This is a genomic window from Rhizobium sp. BK418 (genome assembly GCF_004341105.1).
GTDB lineage: Bacteria > Pseudomonadota > Alphaproteobacteria > Rhizobiales > Rhizobiaceae > Rhizobium.
Window position 1 is genome coordinate 913,762 of record NZ_SLZK01000003.1, and the last position, 17,969, is coordinate 931,730.

22 protein-coding genes are annotated in these 17,969 nt (G+C 62.3%); 15 read left to right on the forward strand and 7 right to left on the reverse strand.

What is annotated here, in order from left to right:
* The first annotated feature begins 77 nt into the window (after positions 1-77).
* Positions 78-431, forward strand: a complete 354-nt coding sequence (locus EV281_RS15955; RefSeq protein WP_132654043.1) for a YidB family protein — start codon at positions 78-80, stop codon at positions 429-431.
* Positions 432-468: 37 nt separating this feature from the next.
* Positions 469-927 carry a hypothetical protein gene (locus EV281_RS15960; RefSeq protein ID WP_132654044.1) on the forward strand — a complete coding sequence of 153 codons (459 nt, stop codon included), beginning with the start codon at positions 469-471 and terminating at the stop codon, positions 925-927.
* A 129-nt stretch (positions 928-1,056) separates the two neighbouring features.
* On the opposite strand, the gene EV281_RS15965 is transcribed toward EV281_RS15960, so the two are convergent.
* The 4 genes from EV281_RS15965 to EV281_RS15980 all read right to left on the reverse strand — a co-directional run bounded on the left by EV281_RS15965 (position 1,057) and on the right by EV281_RS15980 (position 3,055).
* On the reverse strand, positions 1,057-1,677 hold the full coding sequence (locus tag EV281_RS15965) for an ATP-dependent Clp protease proteolytic subunit (protein WP_132654045.1): 621 nt from the start codon (positions 1,675-1,677) through the stop codon (positions 1,057-1,059).
* A gap of 46 nt (positions 1,678-1,723) precedes the next feature.
* The gene (locus tag EV281_RS15970) at positions 1,724-2,095 is read right to left on the reverse strand and encodes an SRPBCC domain-containing protein (protein WP_132654046.1); all 372 of its coding nucleotides are present in this window, start codon (positions 2,093-2,095) and stop codon (positions 1,724-1,726) included.
* Positions 2,092-2,406, reverse strand: a complete 315-nt coding sequence (locus EV281_RS15975; RefSeq protein WP_132654047.1) for a metalloregulator ArsR/SmtB family transcription factor — start codon at positions 2,404-2,406, stop codon at positions 2,092-2,094. The genes EV281_RS15970 and EV281_RS15975 overlap by 4 nt, the downstream gene beginning before the upstream one ends.
* A 130-nt stretch (positions 2,407-2,536) precedes the next feature.
* Positions 2,537-3,055 carry an NADH-quinone oxidoreductase subunit NuoB gene (locus EV281_RS15980; RefSeq protein ID WP_132654048.1) on the reverse strand — a complete coding sequence of 173 codons (519 nt, stop codon included), beginning with the start codon at positions 3,053-3,055 and terminating at the stop codon, positions 2,537-2,539.
* Positions 3,056-3,182: 127 nt separating this feature from the next.
* Here EV281_RS15980 and EV281_RS31160 point away from each other — a divergent pair, with 127 nt between their 5' ends.
* The 9 genes from EV281_RS31160 to EV281_RS16020 all read left to right on the forward strand — a co-directional run bounded on the left by EV281_RS31160 (position 3,183) and on the right by EV281_RS16020 (position 10,220).
* A complete protein-coding gene (locus EV281_RS31160) occupies positions 3,183-3,359 on the forward strand; it encodes a hypothetical protein (protein WP_165911899.1) in 177 nt (58 codons plus the stop codon).
* 188 nt (positions 3,360-3,547) lie between these two features.
* A complete protein-coding gene (locus EV281_RS31165; RefSeq protein ID WP_165911900.1) occupies positions 3,548-3,823 on the forward strand; it encodes a hypothetical protein in 276 nt (91 codons plus the stop codon).
* Between the two features lie 428 nt (positions 3,824-4,251).
* Positions 4,252-4,659 carry a hypothetical protein gene (locus EV281_RS15990; RefSeq protein ID WP_132654049.1) on the forward strand — a complete coding sequence of 136 codons (408 nt, stop codon included), beginning with the start codon at positions 4,252-4,254 and terminating at the stop codon, positions 4,657-4,659.
* A gap of 89 nt (positions 4,660-4,748) precedes the next feature.
* Positions 4,749-6,122, forward strand: coding sequence for a PepSY domain-containing protein (locus tag EV281_RS15995; protein ID WP_132654050.1), 1,374 nt, complete (start codon positions 4,749-4,751; stop codon positions 6,120-6,122).
* Between the two features lie 7 nt (positions 6,123-6,129).
* Positions 6,130-7,071, forward strand: a complete 942-nt coding sequence (locus EV281_RS16000) for a copper uptake system-associated protein (protein WP_245508274.1) — start codon at positions 6,130-6,132, stop codon at positions 7,069-7,071.
* Entirely contained in the window at positions 7,068-7,658 is a 591-nt protein-coding gene (locus EV281_RS16005) for an SCO family protein (protein WP_132654051.1), read from the forward strand. Before EV281_RS16000 ends, EV281_RS16005 begins: the two co-directional genes overlap by 4 nt.
* 146 nt (positions 7,659-7,804) lie before the next feature.
* A complete protein-coding gene (gene copC / locus EV281_RS16010; RefSeq protein WP_132654052.1) occupies positions 7,805-8,170 on the forward strand; it encodes a copper homeostasis periplasmic binding protein CopC in 366 nt (121 codons plus the stop codon).
* Positions 8,171-8,183: 13 nt separating this feature from the next.
* The gene (gene copD / locus EV281_RS16015) at positions 8,184-9,071 is read left to right on the forward strand and encodes a copper homeostasis membrane protein CopD (RefSeq protein ID WP_132654352.1); all 888 of its coding nucleotides are present in this window, start codon (positions 8,184-8,186) and stop codon (positions 9,069-9,071) included.
* 207 nt (positions 9,072-9,278) lie between these two features.
* Positions 9,279-10,220 carry an MBL fold metallo-hydrolase gene (locus EV281_RS16020; protein WP_132654053.1) on the forward strand — a complete coding sequence of 314 codons (942 nt, stop codon included), beginning with the start codon at positions 9,279-9,281 and terminating at the stop codon, positions 10,218-10,220.
* Positions 10,221-10,382: 162 nt separating this feature from the next.
* On the opposite strand, the gene EV281_RS16025 is transcribed toward EV281_RS16020, so the two are convergent.
* Together EV281_RS16025 and EV281_RS16030 are read right to left on the reverse strand one after the other, a co-directional pair.
* Complete coding sequence (locus EV281_RS16025; protein WP_132654054.1) at positions 10,383-11,015, reverse strand: DapH/DapD/GlmU-related protein; 633 nt, start codon at positions 11,013-11,015, stop codon at positions 10,383-10,385.
* Positions 11,016-11,105: 90 nt separating this feature from the next.
* On the reverse strand, positions 11,106-11,768 hold the full coding sequence (locus EV281_RS16030; protein WP_132654055.1) for a LysE family translocator: 663 nt from the start codon (positions 11,766-11,768) through the stop codon (positions 11,106-11,108).
* Between the two features lie 213 nt (positions 11,769-11,981).
* Here EV281_RS16030 and EV281_RS16035 point away from each other — a divergent pair, with 213 nt between their 5' ends.
* Positions 11,982-13,745 carry an adenylate/guanylate cyclase domain-containing protein gene (locus EV281_RS16035; RefSeq protein ID WP_245508275.1) on the forward strand — a complete coding sequence of 588 codons (1,764 nt, stop codon included), beginning with the start codon at positions 11,982-11,984 and terminating at the stop codon, positions 13,743-13,745.
* Between the two features lie 35 nt (positions 13,746-13,780).
* Here the strand turns inward: EV281_RS16035 and EV281_RS16040 are convergent, their stop codons facing one another.
* A complete protein-coding gene (locus EV281_RS16040) occupies positions 13,781-14,989 on the reverse strand; it encodes a TCR/Tet family MFS transporter (protein WP_132654057.1) in 1,209 nt (402 codons plus the stop codon).
* Positions 14,990-15,239: 250 nt separating this feature from the next.
* Here EV281_RS16040 and EV281_RS16045 point away from each other — a divergent pair, with 250 nt between their 5' ends.
* The 3 genes from EV281_RS16045 to EV281_RS16055 all read left to right on the forward strand — a co-directional run bounded on the left by EV281_RS16045 (position 15,240) and on the right by EV281_RS16055 (position 17,945).
* The gene (locus EV281_RS16045; protein ID WP_165911914.1) at positions 15,240-15,890 is read left to right on the forward strand and encodes a TetR/AcrR family transcriptional regulator; all 651 of its coding nucleotides are present in this window, start codon (positions 15,240-15,242) and stop codon (positions 15,888-15,890) included.
* A 127-nt stretch (positions 15,891-16,017) separates the two neighbouring features.
* Positions 16,018-16,266, forward strand: coding sequence for a hypothetical protein (locus EV281_RS16050; RefSeq protein WP_207896873.1), 249 nt, complete (start codon positions 16,018-16,020; stop codon positions 16,264-16,266).
* A gap of 131 nt (positions 16,267-16,397) precedes the next feature.
* Positions 16,398-17,945: a DHA2 family efflux MFS transporter permease subunit gene (locus EV281_RS16055; RefSeq protein WP_132654059.1), complete on the forward strand. Its 1,548-nt coding sequence runs from the start codon at positions 16,398-16,400 to the stop codon at positions 17,943-17,945.
* Positions 17,946-17,969: the final 24 nt, after the last annotated feature.

The following is a 17,969-nucleotide window of genomic DNA, read 5'->3' on the forward strand; positions in this document are numbered from 1 at the left end:
GCCTTCGCTTTCGCAAATCAGCGATGACACGAATTTGACTTCGTGCTAAATGGATATCCACTGGTGGAGGAGAGACTATGAGTATTTTCGACGGCTTAGGCAGTGTTCTCTCGGATGTGCTTGCCGGCAGGCAAGTCGATTACGTCGCAGTCGCGACCCGAATATTCGACAATGCCGGCGGGCTGCAGGGCATTGTTTCCCAGCTCAATTCGGCCGGCCTCGGTGAGCAGGTCTCATCCTGGATCGGCACCGGCCACAATCTTCCCGTATCGGCAGAGCAGATCGAGCAAGCCTTGTCCTCGGATCAACTCCGCGATCTCGCCGCCAAGTTCGGCGTCAATACCGACGACGTGGCCAAGTTGCTCGCCGAGCATCTGCCGAAAGCGGTCGATGCCGCGACGCCTGGCGGAACCCTTTCGCAAGCCTCTTAGACGTGCATGCCTTGACTGCCCCAACCGAGGATATCCCATGATTGCAAAATTGCTTGTGCCAGCATCCGTCGGAGCGCTGATTGCTGCCGCCGCCTTCGTTTCTCCGGCCTCCGCGCTGACCATGAAGGAATGCAGCGCCAAATATCAGACGGCCAAGGCCGATGGTTCGGCCAAGGACATGAAGTGGAACGACTTCCGGGCGAAGTTCTGCGGCGCCGATGCTGCCGCCGAAGACGCCGCCGATGACAAGGCCGTTGCCGCGACGACGGAAAAGGAACCCGAAAAGCCGACGATCAAGGCTCCCAAGAGCGTGACCATGCCGAAGGCGATCGACAAGAAATATGCGAACGAAACGCCCGCCAAGGGCCGCCTGCATACCTGCGTCGACAGCTATCATGCCAACAAGGATGCAGGCACGCTCAGCGATCTGAAATGGATCCAGAAGGGCGGCGGTTTCTGGAGCCTTTGCAATACGGCGCTCAAGGCCGGTGGCTGAGGCGTAAGCCAGCCCTGCCTGTTATCCGCGAATTGAGCCGCGGCCCTAATCTCACACGGAGCGGAGAGGGCCGCGGACATGATTTCCCTGGATGCGCTGTCCGCCGACCGCCGGCGACCTTGACGAGATCTAGTACGAGATAGCGTCTTCCATTTCTTCCCGACCCTGCAGGATGCGGTCGATCAGCCCCCATTCCAAGGCCTCCTCGACTGTCATGAAACGGTCGCGATCCATCGCCCGCTCGAACTCGTCGTAGGATCGGCCGCAATGCTCGGCATAGAGGCTCGTCATGCGCTGCTTGGTCTTGCGGATCTCCTCGGCGTGGATGAGCATATCCGAGGCCTGGCCCTGGAAGCCGCCGAGCGGCTGGTGGATGAGGATGCTGGCGTTCGGCAGGGCATAGCGCTCTCCGGGCTGGCCCGCCATCAGCAGGAACGAGCCCATCGAGCGGGCCGTTCCCATGCAGAGCGTGTGCACCGGCGCGCGGATGAAGCGCATCGTGTCATACATGGCAAACCCGCTGGTCACGACGCCGCCCGGCGAATTGATGTAGAGATTGATCGGTTTTTTCGGGTTTTCGGCTTCGAGAAACAGAAGCTGGGCGCAGACGAGGGCGGAAACCGTATCGTTGATCTCGCCGTTCAGAAAGATGATCCGCTCGCGCAGGAGGCGGGAATAGATATCGAAAGAGCGCTCCCCTCTTGAGGATTGCTCTACGACCATGGGGACGAGCTGCATCGCTTCGCGCATTGGCGAACTCCAATCTTCCAGTTTTTGACAGGGACAGGCTGCCGCCTCAGGCGGCGAGCATGAGCGTCGGGCTGTTGCTGTTGGCGACCGTTTTTGAAAGCCGCTCGAAGGTGGCGCCGGTCAGCTCGTGGATGATCCGCAGGCTGGTGCCGCCCGATGCATTCGGCGCGATCGCGAAGGTGACGGTGCTTTCGAGATAGGGCGGAGTATCGTCGCGCAGCTTGTAGCGGATTTCCCGGCCCGGCATCTCGGATAGTGACTGCGCCTCGGCCAGCGCTTCCTTCGGCAGCCACTTTTCCCGGAACTCGGCGATGCTGATTGCCCGCCAGACCTTTTCCGGCGGAGCATCCAGCTCGTACGTCTGTTCGAAGCCGCTTTGTTGTTGCCTGGCCTGCACTTTGGCCTTCACGTCGTTCATTGGTCCATATCCTTCAGCAAGAGCCTGAGAGCGTCGATGCGGGCAGGCCAGTAGGCGCGATATTTCGCCAGCCATTCCGCGATGAGGGCAAGCCCGTCCGGATCGACTTCGTAATTCACGAAACGGCCCTCCTTCTGCTCGCGCACCAGCCCTGCTGCCCGCAACACGGCGAGATGCTGGGACATGGCCGGCTGGCTGATGTCCATGCCCTGGCGCAGCGCGCTGGCATTCATGCTGCCGGCCGCCAGCTTCTCGAAGATCGTGCGGCGGGTCGGGTCGGCGAGCGCGCGGAAAATATCGTGTTCCATCATGAATAACACATAAGCACAGACTTATGTGATTCGCAAGAGTTGATGAAGGACGAAGCTATGCGCTCGGAAAGAATGATTGGGAGAGAGGGGTGACGATACACACTGGACGTTCGACGCGCTCGCTGCCGGCCTAGCGTTCGATCGACCCCTGGCGGCGGATCTTTTTCTGCAGCAGGAGTACGCCATAAAGCAGCGCCTCGGCAGTCGGCGGACAGCCGGGGACGTAGATGTCTACCGGGATGACGCGGTCGCAGCCGCGCACGACCGAGTAGGAATAGTGGTAATAGCCGCCGCCGTTGGCGCAGGAGCCCATGGAAATGACGTAGCGGGGCTCCGGCATCTGGTCGTAGACCTTGCGCAGCGCCGGCGCCATCTTGTTGCAGAGCGTGCCGGCGACGATCATCAGATCGGACTGACGCGGGCTTGCGCGGGGTGCGACGCCGAAGCGCTCCATATCGTAACGGGGCATGGCGACCTGCATCATCTCGATGGCGCAGCAGGCGAGCCCGAAGGTCATCCACATCAGCGAACCGGTGCGTGCCCAGGTGATGAGATCGTCTGCCGACGTCACGATGAAGCCGCGATCGGCAAGCTCGTCGTTCATGTCCTGAAAATTGGCAGGCATCAGGATTTGGGATCGATCCGGCATGATTTTCCCTTTCGAAGAGACTTTCAAACCTGATGTGAGCGCCAAGGTTCCCGCCGGCGGGAAAAAGGTTTTGTCTCTGGAACATTGCTGGTCCGGGCTCGTTGAGTTTCCTCAGGAGGACAAGACCATGACACGTCCTGTTGCAGCGATCAGGATCCTGGCGCCCGAACCTCCGTCGGTGCCCGTTCCGCCGCCTGGAAAACCCGCTCCGCCCGTGAAGGAGCCGATGCCCGACAAGCAGGGCAGCGACGAGCCGGCGCCTGATCCTGGCGAAGACGAGATTCCTCCGGAGGCCGCGCCGTGACGCCGGCGACGAAATACCAGGTCAAGTACATGTCGATCTATATCGGCCTGATATTGCTTGTCGCCGTGATCATCACGGTCGGATCTCTCGTCGCCGCACGGTGACAGGCTTCCGGCGGCGACGGGCTTCGGGAACAAAGGCGTAACGAGGCGGTTCGAAACGTCATCATCAGCAGCTGGAGCAAAGCCATGACTGGACGTCAGGAAGGCGCGAATTTCGCGCTTGTGCCGTCAGGCGAGCCGAATGTTTTCCACCTGACCGTCGACGGCAAATATGTCGGAACCATTGCCAGCGATGGCGACACCCTATCGGCGGCAAAACCCTGGGGATGGCGGCTGCAGATTGGCGACGGCACGCTGGGCGATACGCCGCTGGCAGGCCGGTCGCATAGTATCGACGAGGCGCTGGCCGAGGCACGACACGCTTACGAACGGCATCAGCACACGCTCTCGCATCGCATGTGAACAGTGTCCTCGTCTGCGGGATGACAGATCCTGCACCGTGCCGGCGTGATCCGCTGGACGATGCACTGCGATCGACAACTGTCAAGCAAGGTTTCACCCCCCCCTCTGCCCTGCCGGGCATCTCCCCCACAAGGAGGGAGATTGGCTGGGGGCGCCGGTTTCCCCAAACAACTGATGTTACAATCTGCGCGCCGTCAGAGATGTGCGAAGCTCGTGCCTCTAGCCGATCTCCCTCCTTGTGGGGGAGATGTCCGGCAGGACAGAGGGGGGTGAACCTTGCTCGACTCCAGACGGCCCGGCAGAGCAGCGCAGGGGCGGGCTCAGCCTCATGCCAAGCGTGGGCGAACGAATGTCGCATTGAGCTTTGGTCGAGATGCCGCTATCACGGATTCGATGCTGAGGCACGGGTCTTGGGCCGCTGGGGAAAGATGCAACACCGTCTTGATAGAATCGAGCAATTGATCGTGCGCATTCTGTGCGCCATCGCGCTCGTCTTCGTCGGCTTTGCGCATCAGGTTCCGGCGGCAGCCGAGGACGCTCTCAGCCCTGCCGCATTTGCCCAATACGTGCTGCCTGACGGCACGCTGCCGACGCTCTGCGTTACCGTTGTCGACGACAGCGGCAAGGAACATGGCAAGATCGCGCATCTCAATCCGTGCGAAGCCTGCCGCATCAGCGCCGCCGTGGTGCTGCCGCAGCCGGCCGATATCACCGGTGCGCGGATCGGCTTTGCGGTTGCCGCCCTGCTGCCGCGCCGCGCCGAAGCCTTCCACCGCCAGCTTTTCCCGCCGAATACGGGGCCGCGCGCTCCGCCTGCCACACCGACCCTTACCTGAACCCGCATTGCGGCGAGGCGCCGTGATGCGTCTTGCAATCGTGGCCGGGCTGCATTGCCGCTGCCGGCCGGGGATTCGGATCCAGTTTCATGTCTACCACCATTGCCGCCGAACCGGCGGAGAGCGCCGTAACAGGCGTTTCGCTTTATCGCGCCATCTGGCGCTGGCACTTCTTTGCCGGCCTGCTCATCATTCCCTTCCTGCTCAATCTCGCAATCACCGGCTCGCTCTATCTCTTCAAGGACGAGATCAACGATACGGTCTTTGCCTATCGCTATCATGTTCAGCCGTCGGGCGAGCCGCTTTCGCCGCAAAAGATTGCCGATGTTGCAGCCGCTGCCGTGCCGGGCTCCGTCGCGAGTTCCTACAAGGATCCCGCCGGGCTCGACCGCTCGGCAATCGTGACCGTCTCCACCGATGCCGGCGCGAGCCTGGTTTTCGTCAATCCCTATGACGGCAAGGTGCTCGATACGGTGGGCACGACCGACGAGTTCAACTATGTCATCAAGCGTATCCATAGCCTGGCGCTCTTCGGCGATATCACCAACAAGCTGATCGAGATTACCGGCGGCTTTGCCATGGTGCTGGTCGTGACCGGCATCTATCTCTGGTGGCCGCGGCGGCAGGCGGGCGGCGTCGTGACCGTGCGCAGCACGCCGGCGCGACGCATCTTCTGGCGCGACCTGCATGCGGTGACGGGCGCGTTTGCCGGTATCCTAATATTCTTCATGGCGATCACGGGCATGCCCTGGTCGGGATATTGGGGCGCGAATGTCAATGCATGGCTGACAAGCCATGATCTCGGCTATCCCGCGCAGCTCTGGGACGCGGTGCCGAAATCGCAGAAGGTGACGGACGATATCTTGCCGAAAACCGGCTGGATCGTCGAGAAGGCGCCGGTGCCGCTGTCGGAGATCGCAGAGGCGCAATCGAAGAAGCCGATCGGACTTAATCGTGCGGTGGAGATTGCGAGGGGACTCGGCATGGCGCCGGGCTTCGATCTCGCCATTCCCGGCAGCGAGACGGGCGTCTATACGGCGGCTGTTTATCCCGACGATCTCGCCAAAGAGCGCACTCTCCATATCGACCAATATTCCGGCAAGCCGCTGATCGATCTCTCCTTCGGGCAATATCCGTTCCTCGGCCAGGCGATCGAATGGGGCATCAATGTGCATCAGGGGCAGGAGTTCGGGCGTGTCAACCAGCTGCTGATGCTGGCGACCTGCCTGGCGGTCATCCTTTCCTGTGTGACCGGTATCGTCATGTGGTGGAAGCGGCGGCCCGCGGGGCGGATCGGTGTGCCGCCGATGCCGCCGCGGCGTTCGGTCTATCTCGGGCTCTGGACCATCGTTCTCGCCTTCGCCGTCGCCTTCCCGATGAGCGGGCTCACGATCCTGCTGATGATCGCCGTCGACCAGATGGTGATCCGTTTCGTGCCGCCGCTGAAGCGCGCCTTTGCCTGAGGAGGGGATGATGAAGACGATTATCACGCTTTTTGTCGGCCTGCTGATCGCGACGGCTGCGGCAGCGCAGGACACGATCCGCATCGATCATGCCGCCTCGCATTCTATGGTGCCGGGCGCCAAGGTCGGCGACGGCTACCTTGTCATCACCAATACGGGCAGCGAGCCGGACCGGCTGGTGGGCGCGCGCTCGGAGCGGGCGGGGAAGGTGCAGCTGCATCAGATGAGCATGGACAATGGCATCATGACCATGCGTGAGCTGAAGGGCGGGCTTGCCATTCCCGCCGGGCAGACGGTGACGCTTGAACCCAACTACCACCTGATGTTCCAGGATGTGAGCAAGCCCTTCCAGCAGGGCGAGACGATCCGGGCGGTGCTGAGCTTCGAGAAGGCCGGCGAGGTCACAGTGGATTTTACCGTCGGCAGGATCGCCGGGCCGCTCGATGATGTCGGCGGAGCCGGTGGCAGCATGGATCATGGCGCTATGGGTCACAGCTCCATGGATCATGGCGCGATGGAGACGCCCGGCATGCAGGGGATGGACATGGATATGTCCGGGCCGCCGCCGGAAGAGGCGATACCTGCAACGCTGAAGACCATGTTCGAGACGCCGGAAAAGCCGCTGACCATTCTGCCGGTCGTGGTGCAGAACGATTGGGCGATTGCCGGCTGGCAGCAGGATGGCCGTGGCGGGCGGGCGCTCCTCAAGAAGAACCATCATGGCTGGAGCATCGTGCTCTGCAGCGGCGATGGGATCAGGGAGGCGGCGGCCCTGGAAAAGGCCGGGCTTTCGGCTGAGGATGCCAGCGTGCTGGCGGCAGAACTGGCGAAGGTCGAAGCCGGGCTCGACCCGAACGTGCTGGCGCGTTTTGCGAGCTTCGAGGGCACCGTCATGATGGCGGGAGAGGCTGGTGGCGGGCACGGCGGCCATGAGGGGCATGGCCAATGAGAACGCGCACCCTTGCCATTTCAGGCTTTGCGGCAAGTGCCGTCTTCGTCGGCGCGCTGATCGCTCTGATGATCTCGCTCTATCTTTCGCAGCCGCGCCCCGGGCCGTTCGATACGCAGTTCTCGCTCGTCGACGACCGGGGGAATGGTGTCGACCAGTCGATCTTCCGGGGACATCCGGCACTCGTCTATTTCGGCTACACCCATTGCCCTGAGGCCTGCCCGACGACGCTTTACGAGGTGGCGGACTGGCTGACGACGCTCGGCGATCAGGGCAGGGCGCTAAAGGCTTATTTCTTCTCGATCGATCCTGAGCGCGACACGCGGGAGGTGATGCATGATTACGTCACCGCCTTCTCCAGCCGCATCACCGGCATTACCGGCGATCCGGCAGAGATGAAGAAGGTCGCCGACGGCTGGTTCATCCATGCGGCCAGGTTGCCTTCGGAAGACGGCAATTATCACATGAGCCATACGGTCTCGCTGCTGCTCATCGACGCCGACGGGCGGCTGAAGGGGCTGATTCCCTACGGCGCGGATCGTGACGCCGCACTCGCGAAGATCCGCGATGTATTGCTGGGCGGATGACGAGGGAGGCAGATGACCCAGCGCAATGAGCGAAGCCCGCCACTGAATTACGAGAGGGCGCGGAATAATTCCGCTTTCCGACTGTCTAATCAAGCGACGGCCAGATGCGCCATCGCCCGTCCCAATGAACCGAAAGGCATGATCTGATGTCCCCGACGATCCGCATTCTCTCCGTCACCGCCCTTGCCAGCATCGCCCTTGCCGGCCAGGCCTTCGCCCATGCGCATCTGAAAAGCTCCGAGCCGGCCGACAAGGCCGCTGTCGCTGCGCCCACCGAACTCGATCTCACCTTTACCGAAGAGGTGAACCTCAAGTTCAGCGGCGTCGCCATGACCGGTCCGGACAAGCAGCAGATCAAGCTCGGCGAGGGCATGCTGATGGAAGGAAACAAGGAGCTGATGGTGCCGGTCTCGGGCAAGCTGGCCCCTGGCAGCTATACAGTCGACTGGTATGTGCTCTCGACGGACGGGCACAAGTCCAACGGCACATTCAGCTTTACCGTCAACCCCTGATAGTTTGGCCGTGATGACACCGGATACGGCTTTCATCCTTTGCCGCTTCGTCTTTGATGGGGCTGCCCTGTTTCTCTGGGGCAGCGCCGTCTATTTGTGGCTGCTCGTACCAAGGGGATTGAGCAGCCATATCGCGGCGAAACTCCGGCGGGCGCATGCCGTCGCCGTCGTGCTGGCGGTGATCGCCACCGCAGCACTTCTGCCGGTGCGCAGCGCCATGCTCGGCAATGGCTGGGCGGACGGGCTGGATGCGGAAACGACGATCGCCGTGCTGACGGGGACTTCCATCGGCACTGCCTGGGCATGGCAGGCCGCGTTATCAGCTGTTCTCCTGGCGGTGACATGGATGCCGGTCCGGCGGAAAATGGCGGCGACCGCCATCATCTCCGGCCTGCTGCTCTGCGGGCTGGCGTTGACCGGCCATGCGGCGATGAACGATGGCGGGCTGGGTTTGCTGCACCGGGCAAACGATATGGTGCATGTGCTTGCCGGCGGCGCATGGATCGGGGCGCTCGCTCCCGTGGCGCTCGTGCTTTCCCGGCTTGGCGATCGCACTGAAGGCGCCGAGGCACTGATGGCGCTCATCCGCTTTTCGAGGGCAGGGCATGTCGCTGTTGCGCTGGTCATTCTCTCCGGGCTCACCAACAGCCTGCTGATAACGGGCGGTCTGCCGCTCGACTGGAGCGTGCCTTATCAGCGGCTGCTTTCGCTGAAGATCTGCCTTGTCGCGATCATGGTGCTGATGGCGATCTTCAACCGCTACGAGCTGGTGCCGCGCATAGGCCGCTCGCCCACCGCCGACAGGGCATTGGCCGCCGGAACCGTCGCGGAAATGATCGTCGCCACCGGTATTATCGCGCTCGTTGCCTGGCTCGGCACGCTGGAGCCGTTTCCGGGTTAGGCCGTTCGAACGGCGTCGGCAGCCCATAGAACCTATGTTTGGATTACCGGCGGTCGCTGGTGGCTGTACTCCTTCAGCGCCGCCACCAAAGAGGCGCTCGAGCATTGAAACATGATGTTCGGGCGCGGTTCCATGACGGTCTGCAACGTCAGTGCAAGACCGAATGGAAAGTGGCGGGCTGGTGTCCACGCAACACAGGAGCGCGTCATGTCGCAGTTAGAAACCAAAATCCGTCCCCCAGAGAATAGTTCACACTCCGGTAGATCGGGCCCCGAAGAATTGGTTCCGTCGCGTTATGCAGTGCAGGTCGGCGATATCGAGGTGCTGATCATCAGCGATGGCGTGTTGCCGCTTCCGACGAAGATGCTCGGACACAATGCCGCCGAGGCCGACCGGGCAGCCTGGCTGGGCGATATGTTCCTGCCGCAGGACGCTTTCGACTGGGCGCTGAATGTTGTGCTGGTGCGCAGCGGCGGGCAAACCATCCTCGTCGACGCCGGGCTCGGCCTGGATCCGGACCTGAACCTGCCGCGGGCCGGTCAGCTGATCAAGCGACTGGAGGCTGCCGGCATCGATCTTGGCTCGGTCACCGACGTGGTGCTGACCCACATGCATATGGACCATATCGGCGGGCTGCTCGTCGACGGCGTGAAGGAGCGGCTGCGTCCGGACCTGCGGATCCACGCGGCGGCGGCCGAAGCCAAGTTCTGGGAAGCGCCCGATTTCAGCCACGTCGCCATGCCGCCGGGCTTTCCCGACGCGCTTCGGGCGACCGCAAAGCGGTTCCTCGCCGAATACGGCAGCCATCTGCGGCTGTTCGATGATGAATACGAGCTGGCGCCGGGCGTGATTGTCCGTCGCACCGGCGGCCACACGCCCGGGCACAGCGTGGTCCGCCTGGCCTCGCGTGGCGAGAAGCTGACATTCGCCGGCGATGCCGTGTTCGCGGTCGGATTCGAGCATCCGGACTGGTTCAACGGGTTCGAACACGACCCCGAGGAAGCGGCCCGCGTCCGCATCAATCTCTTGCGCGAGCTGGCGGCGAACGGCGAACAGCTGGTGGCGACCCATCTGCCGTTTCCCTCCGTCGGCCGGGTGGCGGTCGATGGCGACAGCTTTCGCTGGGTGCCGGTCTTCTGGGACTACTGACCGCAATCGGGCTAGCCCTGAAGCACGCCCGCTCGCGTCAAGCGAGCCGGGCATTTGCGAGAAATGCGATAACCGGAGCTGTCCCAGGTCCGGTTCATTCGGCGAGGTCCGGCGATAGCCGGGCCTCGTTTTCCGTCGTCAATGGGGCCGATGCGGGCTGGATCAGGACCAGCGCTCGCAGAAGGCCTCGATGTCACTGGACTGAAAGTCGGCGAGCCGCGCCATGATGGTCTCGAAGGGCCAATCCCACCAGGCGATGGAGGCAAGCTTTTGCGCGATATCCCGCGAGAAACGCTCGCGCAGGACTTTGGCGGGAACGCCGCCGACAATGGTGTACGGCTCGACATCCTTGGTGACGACAGCGCCGGCGGCAAGCACGGCACCATCTCCAACCGTGACACCCGGAAGCACGATGACGCCGTGACCGATCCAGACGTCATTGCCGATGATGGCGCGATCGGCCTTTCGATCGGCGAAAAAGGCATGGTCGCGCACGGCATCTTCAGAATAATATTCCGGGCAGTAGGTGAAGCGATGCATGGACGGGCGGTCCATCGGGTGATTGGGCGCGCCGATCCTGACCTCTGCGGCAATGGCGCAGAATTTTCCGATCTTTGCATCGCCGACGATGCAGCGCTGGCCGAGATAGGAGTAATCGCCGAGCTCGACCGTGTGCAGCGAAGTATTCTCCAGGATTTCGCAGCATTTGCCGATGCTGGAATCCCTCAGGCTCGCCGTCGGATGGATAACGGTTTCGGCGATCTTGGGGCGGTTTGGCTGGGGGGCCGAGTGCATGTTCAGTCTCCGGGTTTCGGCCTGCCTAACGGAGGAGGGTGAAGGATATGTGACGCATTTTGGCTCATCGCGCGATGGCCGAAAGCTTCCTTATCGAGCCACTGCCGGCGCGGGCGCAGGATTGCCGGAGATGAGCAGCCTGATGCCGAGACCGATCAGGACGAACCCGGTAAAGCGCTCCTGCCATGCAAGCAATTTCGGCCAGCGATGCAGGAACTGACCCACCGAGCCGGATGCCAGAGCGACTCCACCAAGCGAGATGATGCCGGTCAGTTTCTGGATCGAACCCAGCACCAGAAGCTGAAGCCAGACCGGGCCTGCATTGGGATCGACGAAGAGCGGAAGAAAGGTGAACATGAAGAGAAGCGACTTAGGGTTCGTCAGATTGTTGAGCGCGCCCTCGCGCACCGCCGTCCATCCCGAAACAGGCTTTGTCTTCAAACCGCCGTCCCGTTGATGCCGGAAGCTTGCCCGGATCATCCTGGCGCCGAGATAGAGAAGGTAAGCCGCTCCCGCCCATTGAATGACGATCAGAGCCGACGGATAGGCTTTGAGAAAAGACGCCAGCCCGAGAACCAGAAGGCCGATCTGGACCACGCCAGCCACAAGAACCATGCCCACTACTGTGAGCAAGGCAATCCTGCGCCCCTGTCCCACGCCGCGAGCGATGATGAGCATCATGTCCGGCCCTGGCGTTATGTCGAGAACGGCGAGTGCGACGAAAAAAGTCAGGAAGGTTGAAGCATCGGGCATAGGGATACGAGACGTGGGTGCGTATCCCGCCTGTTATCACGAAGCGATTGGACTTGCCACTGAATGCCCGCTCCACGTGCTTTCGGCGCCGCGACCGCGGATTGTACCAAAGGCGGTCGTTCATCCGTTCCGCTGCGACAAAACCCTATGAATTTGTCAGAATCCGCGCATATTCATGCAAGGTTATTCCATGCCGCAGGAGCAACCACCGCCGTGGATCGAAAGCTCGCAGCCATCCTTTCCGCCGATGTTGCCGGTTTCAGCCGCCTTGCGGCGCTGGACGAGGAGGGCACGATTCATGCTCTCAACCTGTGCCTCAGCCAGATCGGCGACATCGTGCGCGAGCATGACGGCCGCATCTTCGGCACCTCGGGTGACGGCTTCGTCGCCGAGTTCGCAAGCGCTGTTCAGGCTACGAGGTGCGCTGTCGAAATCCAGCGCCGCCTCTCCGGCAATCCGGAAGATACCCTCCAGGATCGCGGCCTTGAGTTCCGCATCGGCGTCAATCTGGGCGACGTCATCGTGTCGGGCGACGATCTGCTAGGCGACGGCGTCAATATCGCCGCGCGCCTGCAGGCGATGGCGCCCCCGTCAGGCATCTGCATTTCCGGGTCGGTGCGCGAGCACCTCTATGGGAAGGTGCCGTTTGCGCTGACCAGCCTCGGCGAACGAGAATTGAAGAATATCCCGAGGCCGATTTCCGTCTTTCGGGTCGACTGGCGGCAGGAGGCGCCGGAAAAGGCGGATGCCGGGCCGGCGCCATCGCCTGGCGACCGCTTCGGCAGAGACGAGCCGTCGATCGTGGTGATGCCCTTCGACAATCTCAGCGGTCAGGGCGACGAGTATTTCGTCGATGGCGTCGTGGAGGAGATCACTGCGGCCCTCTCGCGCGTCCGGGAGTTCTTCGTCATCGCGCGGCAGTCCGCCTTTACCTACAAGGGCCGTTTTGTCGACGTGCGTGATGTCGGCAAGGAATTCGGCGTCAATTATGTCGTCCAGGGGACCGTTCGCCGCGGAGGAGACCGGCTGCGGATTTCCGTGCAACTGGTGGATGCCGAGACACGCACGCAATTCTGGTCCGAGCGTTATGAAGGAGCGGCCGAGGACATATTCGAGCTTCAGGACAGGATTGCGGCGCAGGTTGCCGGCGCAATCCATCCAGCCATCCGCAGCGCCGAAATCGAGCTGTCGATGTGCAAGCCGCCAAACAGCCTGCGGGCCTATGATCTCGTCATGCGCGCTTACCCTTATCTCTGGGGACAGAGCAAGGCGACCAACGAGCGGGCAATACCATTGCTTCAGGATGCCATCGCGATCGACCCTGCCTATGGCCGGGCTCACGCATTTCTGGCATGGTGTTACGCACAGCACCTCGGCTACATCTGGACCGAAGAACCGGAGCGGTACCTGGAACTGGTCTTGCGCTCGGTCGAGGCTGCGGCGGGTCGCATCGATGATGATCCGACCGCATTGACGGCTGTCGGCGGCGCCTTGAGCCATTGTGGCGATCAGGAGCGTGCGGCCGCCTATCTCGAGCGCGCTTTGGCGCTCGATCCGAACAATGCCTGGGCATGGGCGCGCTACGGCTGGGTTGCGAGCTACAAGGGTGAGACTGGTGCCACGGAGCGGTTCGAGCGGGCGCTGATGCTCAGCCCGGCCGACCCGCTGGCATTCAATATGAGAATGGGCATGGCCCTTTCGCTGGCCATGGCAGGTTCCCTTTCCGAGGCTGTTGCTATCGCCCGGGAGGTCATCAACAAACATCCTGATGTCACCTGGCCCTATCGAATGACGGCTGCCTGGGCGGCGATGAATGGCGACCTGGAGACGGCGCGATGGGCTGCGCGGAAGCTCATGCAGATTGAGCCAAACTTTACGATCGAGCGGTATCTGGCGAGACCGGTGTTTCAAGGTGTTCCGGAATGGGCAGCCCGAACTGCCGAGGGCCTGCGGCAGGCGGGACTGCCCCAGCGCTGACGGCAGTTCGAGGAGATGCAATGTTCGCGGGACCTCTAGGCGCTTGCGGTCTGTACGTTGCCACGGGTTCTCGTGCTTATCAGCACCAATGGCACCGCAAGCGCATAAAGCGCAATCACCGAAAGCCAGATGCCGCCCGGCCAGTTCTCCCGCGTGACGAAATAGAGGGATGAGAAGGCTAGCGGCGCGATGATGGAGGCGAGGCTGATGGTGGAGGCGAGCAGGCCCTGCAGTTCGCCCTGCCGATCGGGGGCGACCTTGCTTGTGGCGAGCGCCTGGAAGGCGGGATTGCCGATGCCGACGAGCGTGAAGACCGGCATGACGGCGAAGATCATCCAGCCCTGATTTGCGAAGGCCATGACTGTCAAAGCTGTCGCGGCGGCGGCGATGCCTGTCATGACCGACCAGCGCTCGCCGAGCAGGCGAGTTGCGGGGCCGGGCAGGAACGCTTGGCAAACGGTCTGGCATATGCCGAAGGCGCCGAGCGACAGGCCGATCCAGAAGCCGTTCCAGCCGAATGTGTCGAAGCCCCAGAGCGCCCAGCAGGTGCCGTAGGATTCGCCGGCAGCGCTGAAGACGAAATAGACCAGCACGATCGGCATGAGCGCCTTCATCGAGACGAGCCATTTGAAGGGCTCAAGCGGATTGAGGGCGGCGAAGTTTATCTTCCGTCGGGACGGCATTCGGGATTCGGGCAGAATGAAGAGGGCGAGCAGCAGGTTTGCGGCGTTGAGCACGGCTGCGGCGATAAAGGGCAGGCGCAGCCAGTAATCGCCGAGCAGGCCGCCGAGCACAGGGCCGATGATAAAGCCGGCGCCGAACATGGCGTTGAACAGGCCGAAGCGGCGGGCTCGCTGATCGGCGGCCGAAATATCGGTGATATAGGCAGAGGCGACCGACATGTTGGCGCTGGTGAGGCCGGCAATGGCTCGGCCGACAAAGAGCAGCAAGAGGGAAGGCGCAAAGGCCATGATGACGTAATTGACCGCCGCGCCGGCGAGCGACATCAAAAGTACGGGACGGCGACCGATATTGTCGCTGAGCGCACCAAGCACCGGGGCGAAGACGAATTGCATGGCGGCATAGAGCGCCGTCATGAGGCCGATATAGACGGCGATGTCGGCGGCGTGTGTCACCTCCTGCAGCAGGCGCGGAAGGATGGGGAAGATCAAGCCGATGCCGACGGCATCGAGGCAGATCGCAATGAAGATGACGATCAAGGGTTTGTTGGTGGCAAGAGCCATCGGCTTTTCCTTTTGGGGGCGAGTGGGGATAGTGGCGCAAAGCCGTGCCGTTCGCGGCCACGGGCGGGCAGCCCGGTTCCACGGCGGCATTTGCAGATTTTTCGGACTTAATCCAAATTTATACTCAGTACAGTAATATGCAAGTGGGTGCTGTCTGTCAACATCGGTGTACTCAGTACATGAATCCTGCTATTCAAGCGGCATGTCTAAACAAAAGGACGAAACAGTAGCGGGCGCAACGCCTTCGGAGATGGAAACGGCGGATGCCGCTCCGCTCGACCGGCGTGCCCGAAAGCGCCTTGCCACGCGCCGCGCCATCTCGCTTGCCGCCGATCGTCTGTTTTTCGAGAAGGGGTTCGAGAATGTGACCGTCGATGAGATTGCGGCGGCGGCCGATGTCGGGAGGATGACGGTGTTCAACCACTTCCCGCACAAGGAGGATATGTTCTTCGATCGGGACAAGGAGGCGCGCGAGACGCTGCGCGAAGCCCTGCGGCAGCGCGATCCCGAGGTTTCGCCCATCGAGACATTGCGGCTGCTGGCGCATCAGCTCGTCAGGCAGCAGACGCCTTACCTCCTGTTTTCCACGGTGAGCGAGGTCTTTTTCGAGACCGTGGAGAATAGCGAGACGCTGAAGGCGAGGGCGCGGGCAATCCGGGACGAGATTGCGGGGGAACTGGCGGTGGCGCTTGCCGAAAGCGCAGGGCAGGACGCTGACGATCCCAAGGCGAAGCTTGCGGCCGCCATGCTGCTCGCAAGCTGGAGCGTCGCCTTCATCGAGGCGCACCGGAGCTTCCGGCAGGGGCGGGATGCGGAGAAGGCGAAGTCCGTCTTCCTTGCGCTCGTCGATCGGGGAAGTCTGGGTGTGAAGGCGGCGATGGCGGGCACGGCTTACGCCTGAAAAGGCGGAATCAAAAGGGCGCTCGACCCTTGCGGGGAGCGCCCTTGTCCTGTGAAGCTCGAACGCGGCTCGACCAACGTCGATACCAAGCGCAAGTTCGTTTTCAGGTGAAGCCGTGATATGATGCGTGTCGGCCCGGATTGCAAGAGGCGAGATCGAGAATCTGCGATATTTCGTTTCTCCGACGGGGGGCGCATTTTCCCTTGAAGATGTGGGGCGACACGACGCCTTTTTCGACCTCAGGGAAACCCTGTCCTGGATCGAGGCGCTGCCGAGAATGGAAGCGCCTATCCTCGATGGCGGGCATTTCCTGCTCGAAACGCATGCGGCCGTGGCAACGCGGCTGATCGCTGAATTTCTCATCCGTACTGCGTGATTGCTCGCTGCGGCGCTCTCCTGCCATTGTGTTTTGGCAGGCTGCGCCATGCCCTGCTATTGTCGCCTGCCACGCGTCGATTCCGGCCATCCCGGTCGCGTCTCAGAACGTCGCTCTCGCAGGACCATTCCATGCCCGACCAGTCTGAACCCGTTTCGTCAGCAGTTGCGCCAGAGCGCAGATGGATCGGCTTTCTGGCGATGTGCCTCGGCATGTTCATGGCGATCCTCGACGTGCAGATCGTCGCGACCTCGCTTCCAACCATCCAGTCAGCGCTCGATATTCATCCGGATCAGATGAGCTGGGTGCAGACCGCCTATCTCATCGCCGAGGTGGTGGCGATCCCGCTGACGGGTTTTCTGACCCGGCTGCTGACGATGCGCTGGCTTTTCGTCGCCTCGCTCCTGCTGTTCGTGACCGCTTCTGCGGGCTGCGCTGCGAGCGGCAGTTTCGGCGAGCTCGTTGCCTGGCGCGTCGTCCAGGGCTTTTCCGGCGGCACGCTGATCCCCTCGGTGTTTTCGGCAGTCTTCATCCTGTTTGCGGATAAGCGGCAGGCGCTTGCCACGACGATCGCCGGTGTTCTCGCCGTGCTTGCGCCGACCATCGGACCGATCGTCGGCGGTTGGCTGACGGCGACCTATTCGTGGCACTGGCTGTTCCTGATCAATATCGTGCCCGGCATTCTGGCCGCGCTCGTTGCCATGCGCTCGCTTCCCCGAGAGAGCGTCAACCTCGCCGAACTCTGGCATCTGGATATCATCTCCCTGCTGCTGATGGCGGTAAGCCTTGCCGCATTGGAGATCGGCCTGAAGGAGGCGCCGACGAGCGGCTGGACTTCACTCATCGTCACCGGCCTGCTCGGCCTGTTCCTGATTTGCGGATGCGCGTTTGCCTGGCGGACATTGCACAGGGCAATGCCTGTGGTCGAGCTCGCCAATTTCGGTGACAGGAACTTTTTGGCCGGCTCGGCGATGAGCTTCATTCTCGGCATCGGCCTTTTCGGCTCCGTCTATCTCATGCCCGTCTTCCTCGCCTTCGTGCGCGGACACGATGCGCTGGAGATCGGCATGACGATGCTGGTGACGGGCATTGCCCAGCTCATCACCGCGCCGATTGCGGTGGCGCTCGAAAAGCGGACGGATGCGCGATGGCTCTCTGCCGCCGGCTTTGCGCTCTTTGCCGTTGGTATCGGCATGAGCGCCTTTCAGGACCCGCAGACCGATTATGATGCGATGTTCTGGCCGCAGGTCATTCGCGGCAGTGCCATCATGTTCTGCCTGCTGCCGCCGACGCGGCTGGCGCTCGGCACCTTGCCGCCGGAGCATATTCCCGATGCGAGCGGTCTGTTCAATCTGATGCGCAATCTCGGCGGCGCGATCGGCATCGCGCTCATCGACACCGTCATCTACACCCGCTCGGACCCACTCGGCCAAGGTATCTGGGACCGGCTGAAGGCGGGGGATGTGGATATTGCCGCCTTCGTCGGCGCGCCGCTGCAGGCGATTGCCGGGTATCAGGGCGAATTCGACGCGGACACGACGGCGATGCTCGATCCGCTGGTGCAGACTGCCGCGACGGTTCAGGCGATCAACGAGGCATGGATGGTGGTTGCGGTGCTGACGGGGTGCGCGCTGCTATGGGTGCCGTTTGCGCGGAAGGTGGAGACAACGACGCGCTGAGGATCTTGATGACGGTACGAATGA

What these genes read in the sequence shown, in the direction of transcription:
- EV281_RS16040 (WP_132654057.1), bottom strand. Translation starts at nt 14,989, where the DNA reads ATGGCTCTTGCCACCAACAAACCCTTGATCGTCATCTTCATTGCGATC.
- EV281_RS15990 (WP_132654049.1), top strand. Translation starts at nt 4,252, where the DNA reads ATGCAACACCGTCTTGATAGAATCGAGCAATTGATCGTGCGCATTCTG.
- EV281_RS15965 (WP_132654045.1), bottom strand. Translation starts at nt 1,677, where the DNA reads ATGCGCGAAGCGATGCAGCTCGTCCCCATGGTCGTAGAGCAATCCTCA.
- EV281_RS16005 (WP_132654051.1), top strand. Translation starts at nt 7,068, where the DNA reads ATGAGAACGCGCACCCTTGCCATTTCAGGCTTTGCGGCAAGTGCCGTC.
- copD (WP_132654352.1), top strand. Translation starts at nt 8,184, where the DNA reads ATGACACCGGATACGGCTTTCATCCTTTGCCGCTTCGTCTTTGATGGG.
- EV281_RS16020 (WP_132654053.1), top strand. Translation starts at nt 9,279, where the DNA reads ATGTCGCAGTTAGAAACCAAAATCCGTCCCCCAGAGAATAGTTCACAC.
- EV281_RS15960 (WP_132654044.1), top strand. Translation starts at nt 469, where the DNA reads ATGATTGCAAAATTGCTTGTGCCAGCATCCGTCGGAGCGCTGATTGCT.
- EV281_RS16055 (WP_132654059.1), top strand. Translation starts at nt 16,398, where the DNA reads ATGCCCGACCAGTCTGAACCCGTTTCGTCAGCAGTTGCGCCAGAGCGC.
- EV281_RS15995 (WP_132654050.1), top strand. Translation starts at nt 4,749, where the DNA reads ATGTCTACCACCATTGCCGCCGAACCGGCGGAGAGCGCCGTAACAGGC.
- EV281_RS16045 (WP_165911914.1), top strand. Translation starts at nt 15,240, where the DNA reads ATGGAAACGGCGGATGCCGCTCCGCTCGACCGGCGTGCCCGAAAGCGC.
- EV281_RS31160 (WP_165911899.1), top strand. Translation starts at nt 3,183, where the DNA reads ATGACACGTCCTGTTGCAGCGATCAGGATCCTGGCGCCCGAACCTCCG.
- EV281_RS16000 (WP_245508274.1), top strand. Translation starts at nt 6,130, where the DNA reads ATGATGAAGACGATTATCACGCTTTTTGTCGGCCTGCTGATCGCGACG.
- EV281_RS16030 (WP_132654055.1), bottom strand. Translation starts at nt 11,768, where the DNA reads ATGCCCGATGCTTCAACCTTCCTGACTTTTTTCGTCGCACTCGCCGTT.
- EV281_RS15955 (WP_132654043.1), top strand. Translation starts at nt 78, where the DNA reads ATGAGTATTTTCGACGGCTTAGGCAGTGTTCTCTCGGATGTGCTTGCC.
- EV281_RS15980 (WP_132654048.1), bottom strand. Translation starts at nt 3,055, where the DNA reads ATGCCGGATCGATCCCAAATCCTGATGCCTGCCAATTTTCAGGACATG.
- copC (WP_132654052.1), top strand. Translation starts at nt 7,805, where the DNA reads ATGTCCCCGACGATCCGCATTCTCTCCGTCACCGCCCTTGCCAGCATC.
- EV281_RS31165 (WP_165911900.1), top strand. Translation starts at nt 3,548, where the DNA reads ATGACTGGACGTCAGGAAGGCGCGAATTTCGCGCTTGTGCCGTCAGGC.
- EV281_RS15975 (WP_132654047.1), bottom strand. Translation starts at nt 2,406, where the DNA reads ATGATGGAACACGATATTTTCCGCGCGCTCGCCGACCCGACCCGCCGC.
- EV281_RS16025 (WP_132654054.1), bottom strand. Translation starts at nt 11,015, where the DNA reads ATGCACTCGGCCCCCCAGCCAAACCGCCCCAAGATCGCCGAAACCGTT.
- EV281_RS15970 (WP_132654046.1), bottom strand. Translation starts at nt 2,095, where the DNA reads ATGAACGACGTGAAGGCCAAAGTGCAGGCCAGGCAACAACAAAGCGGC.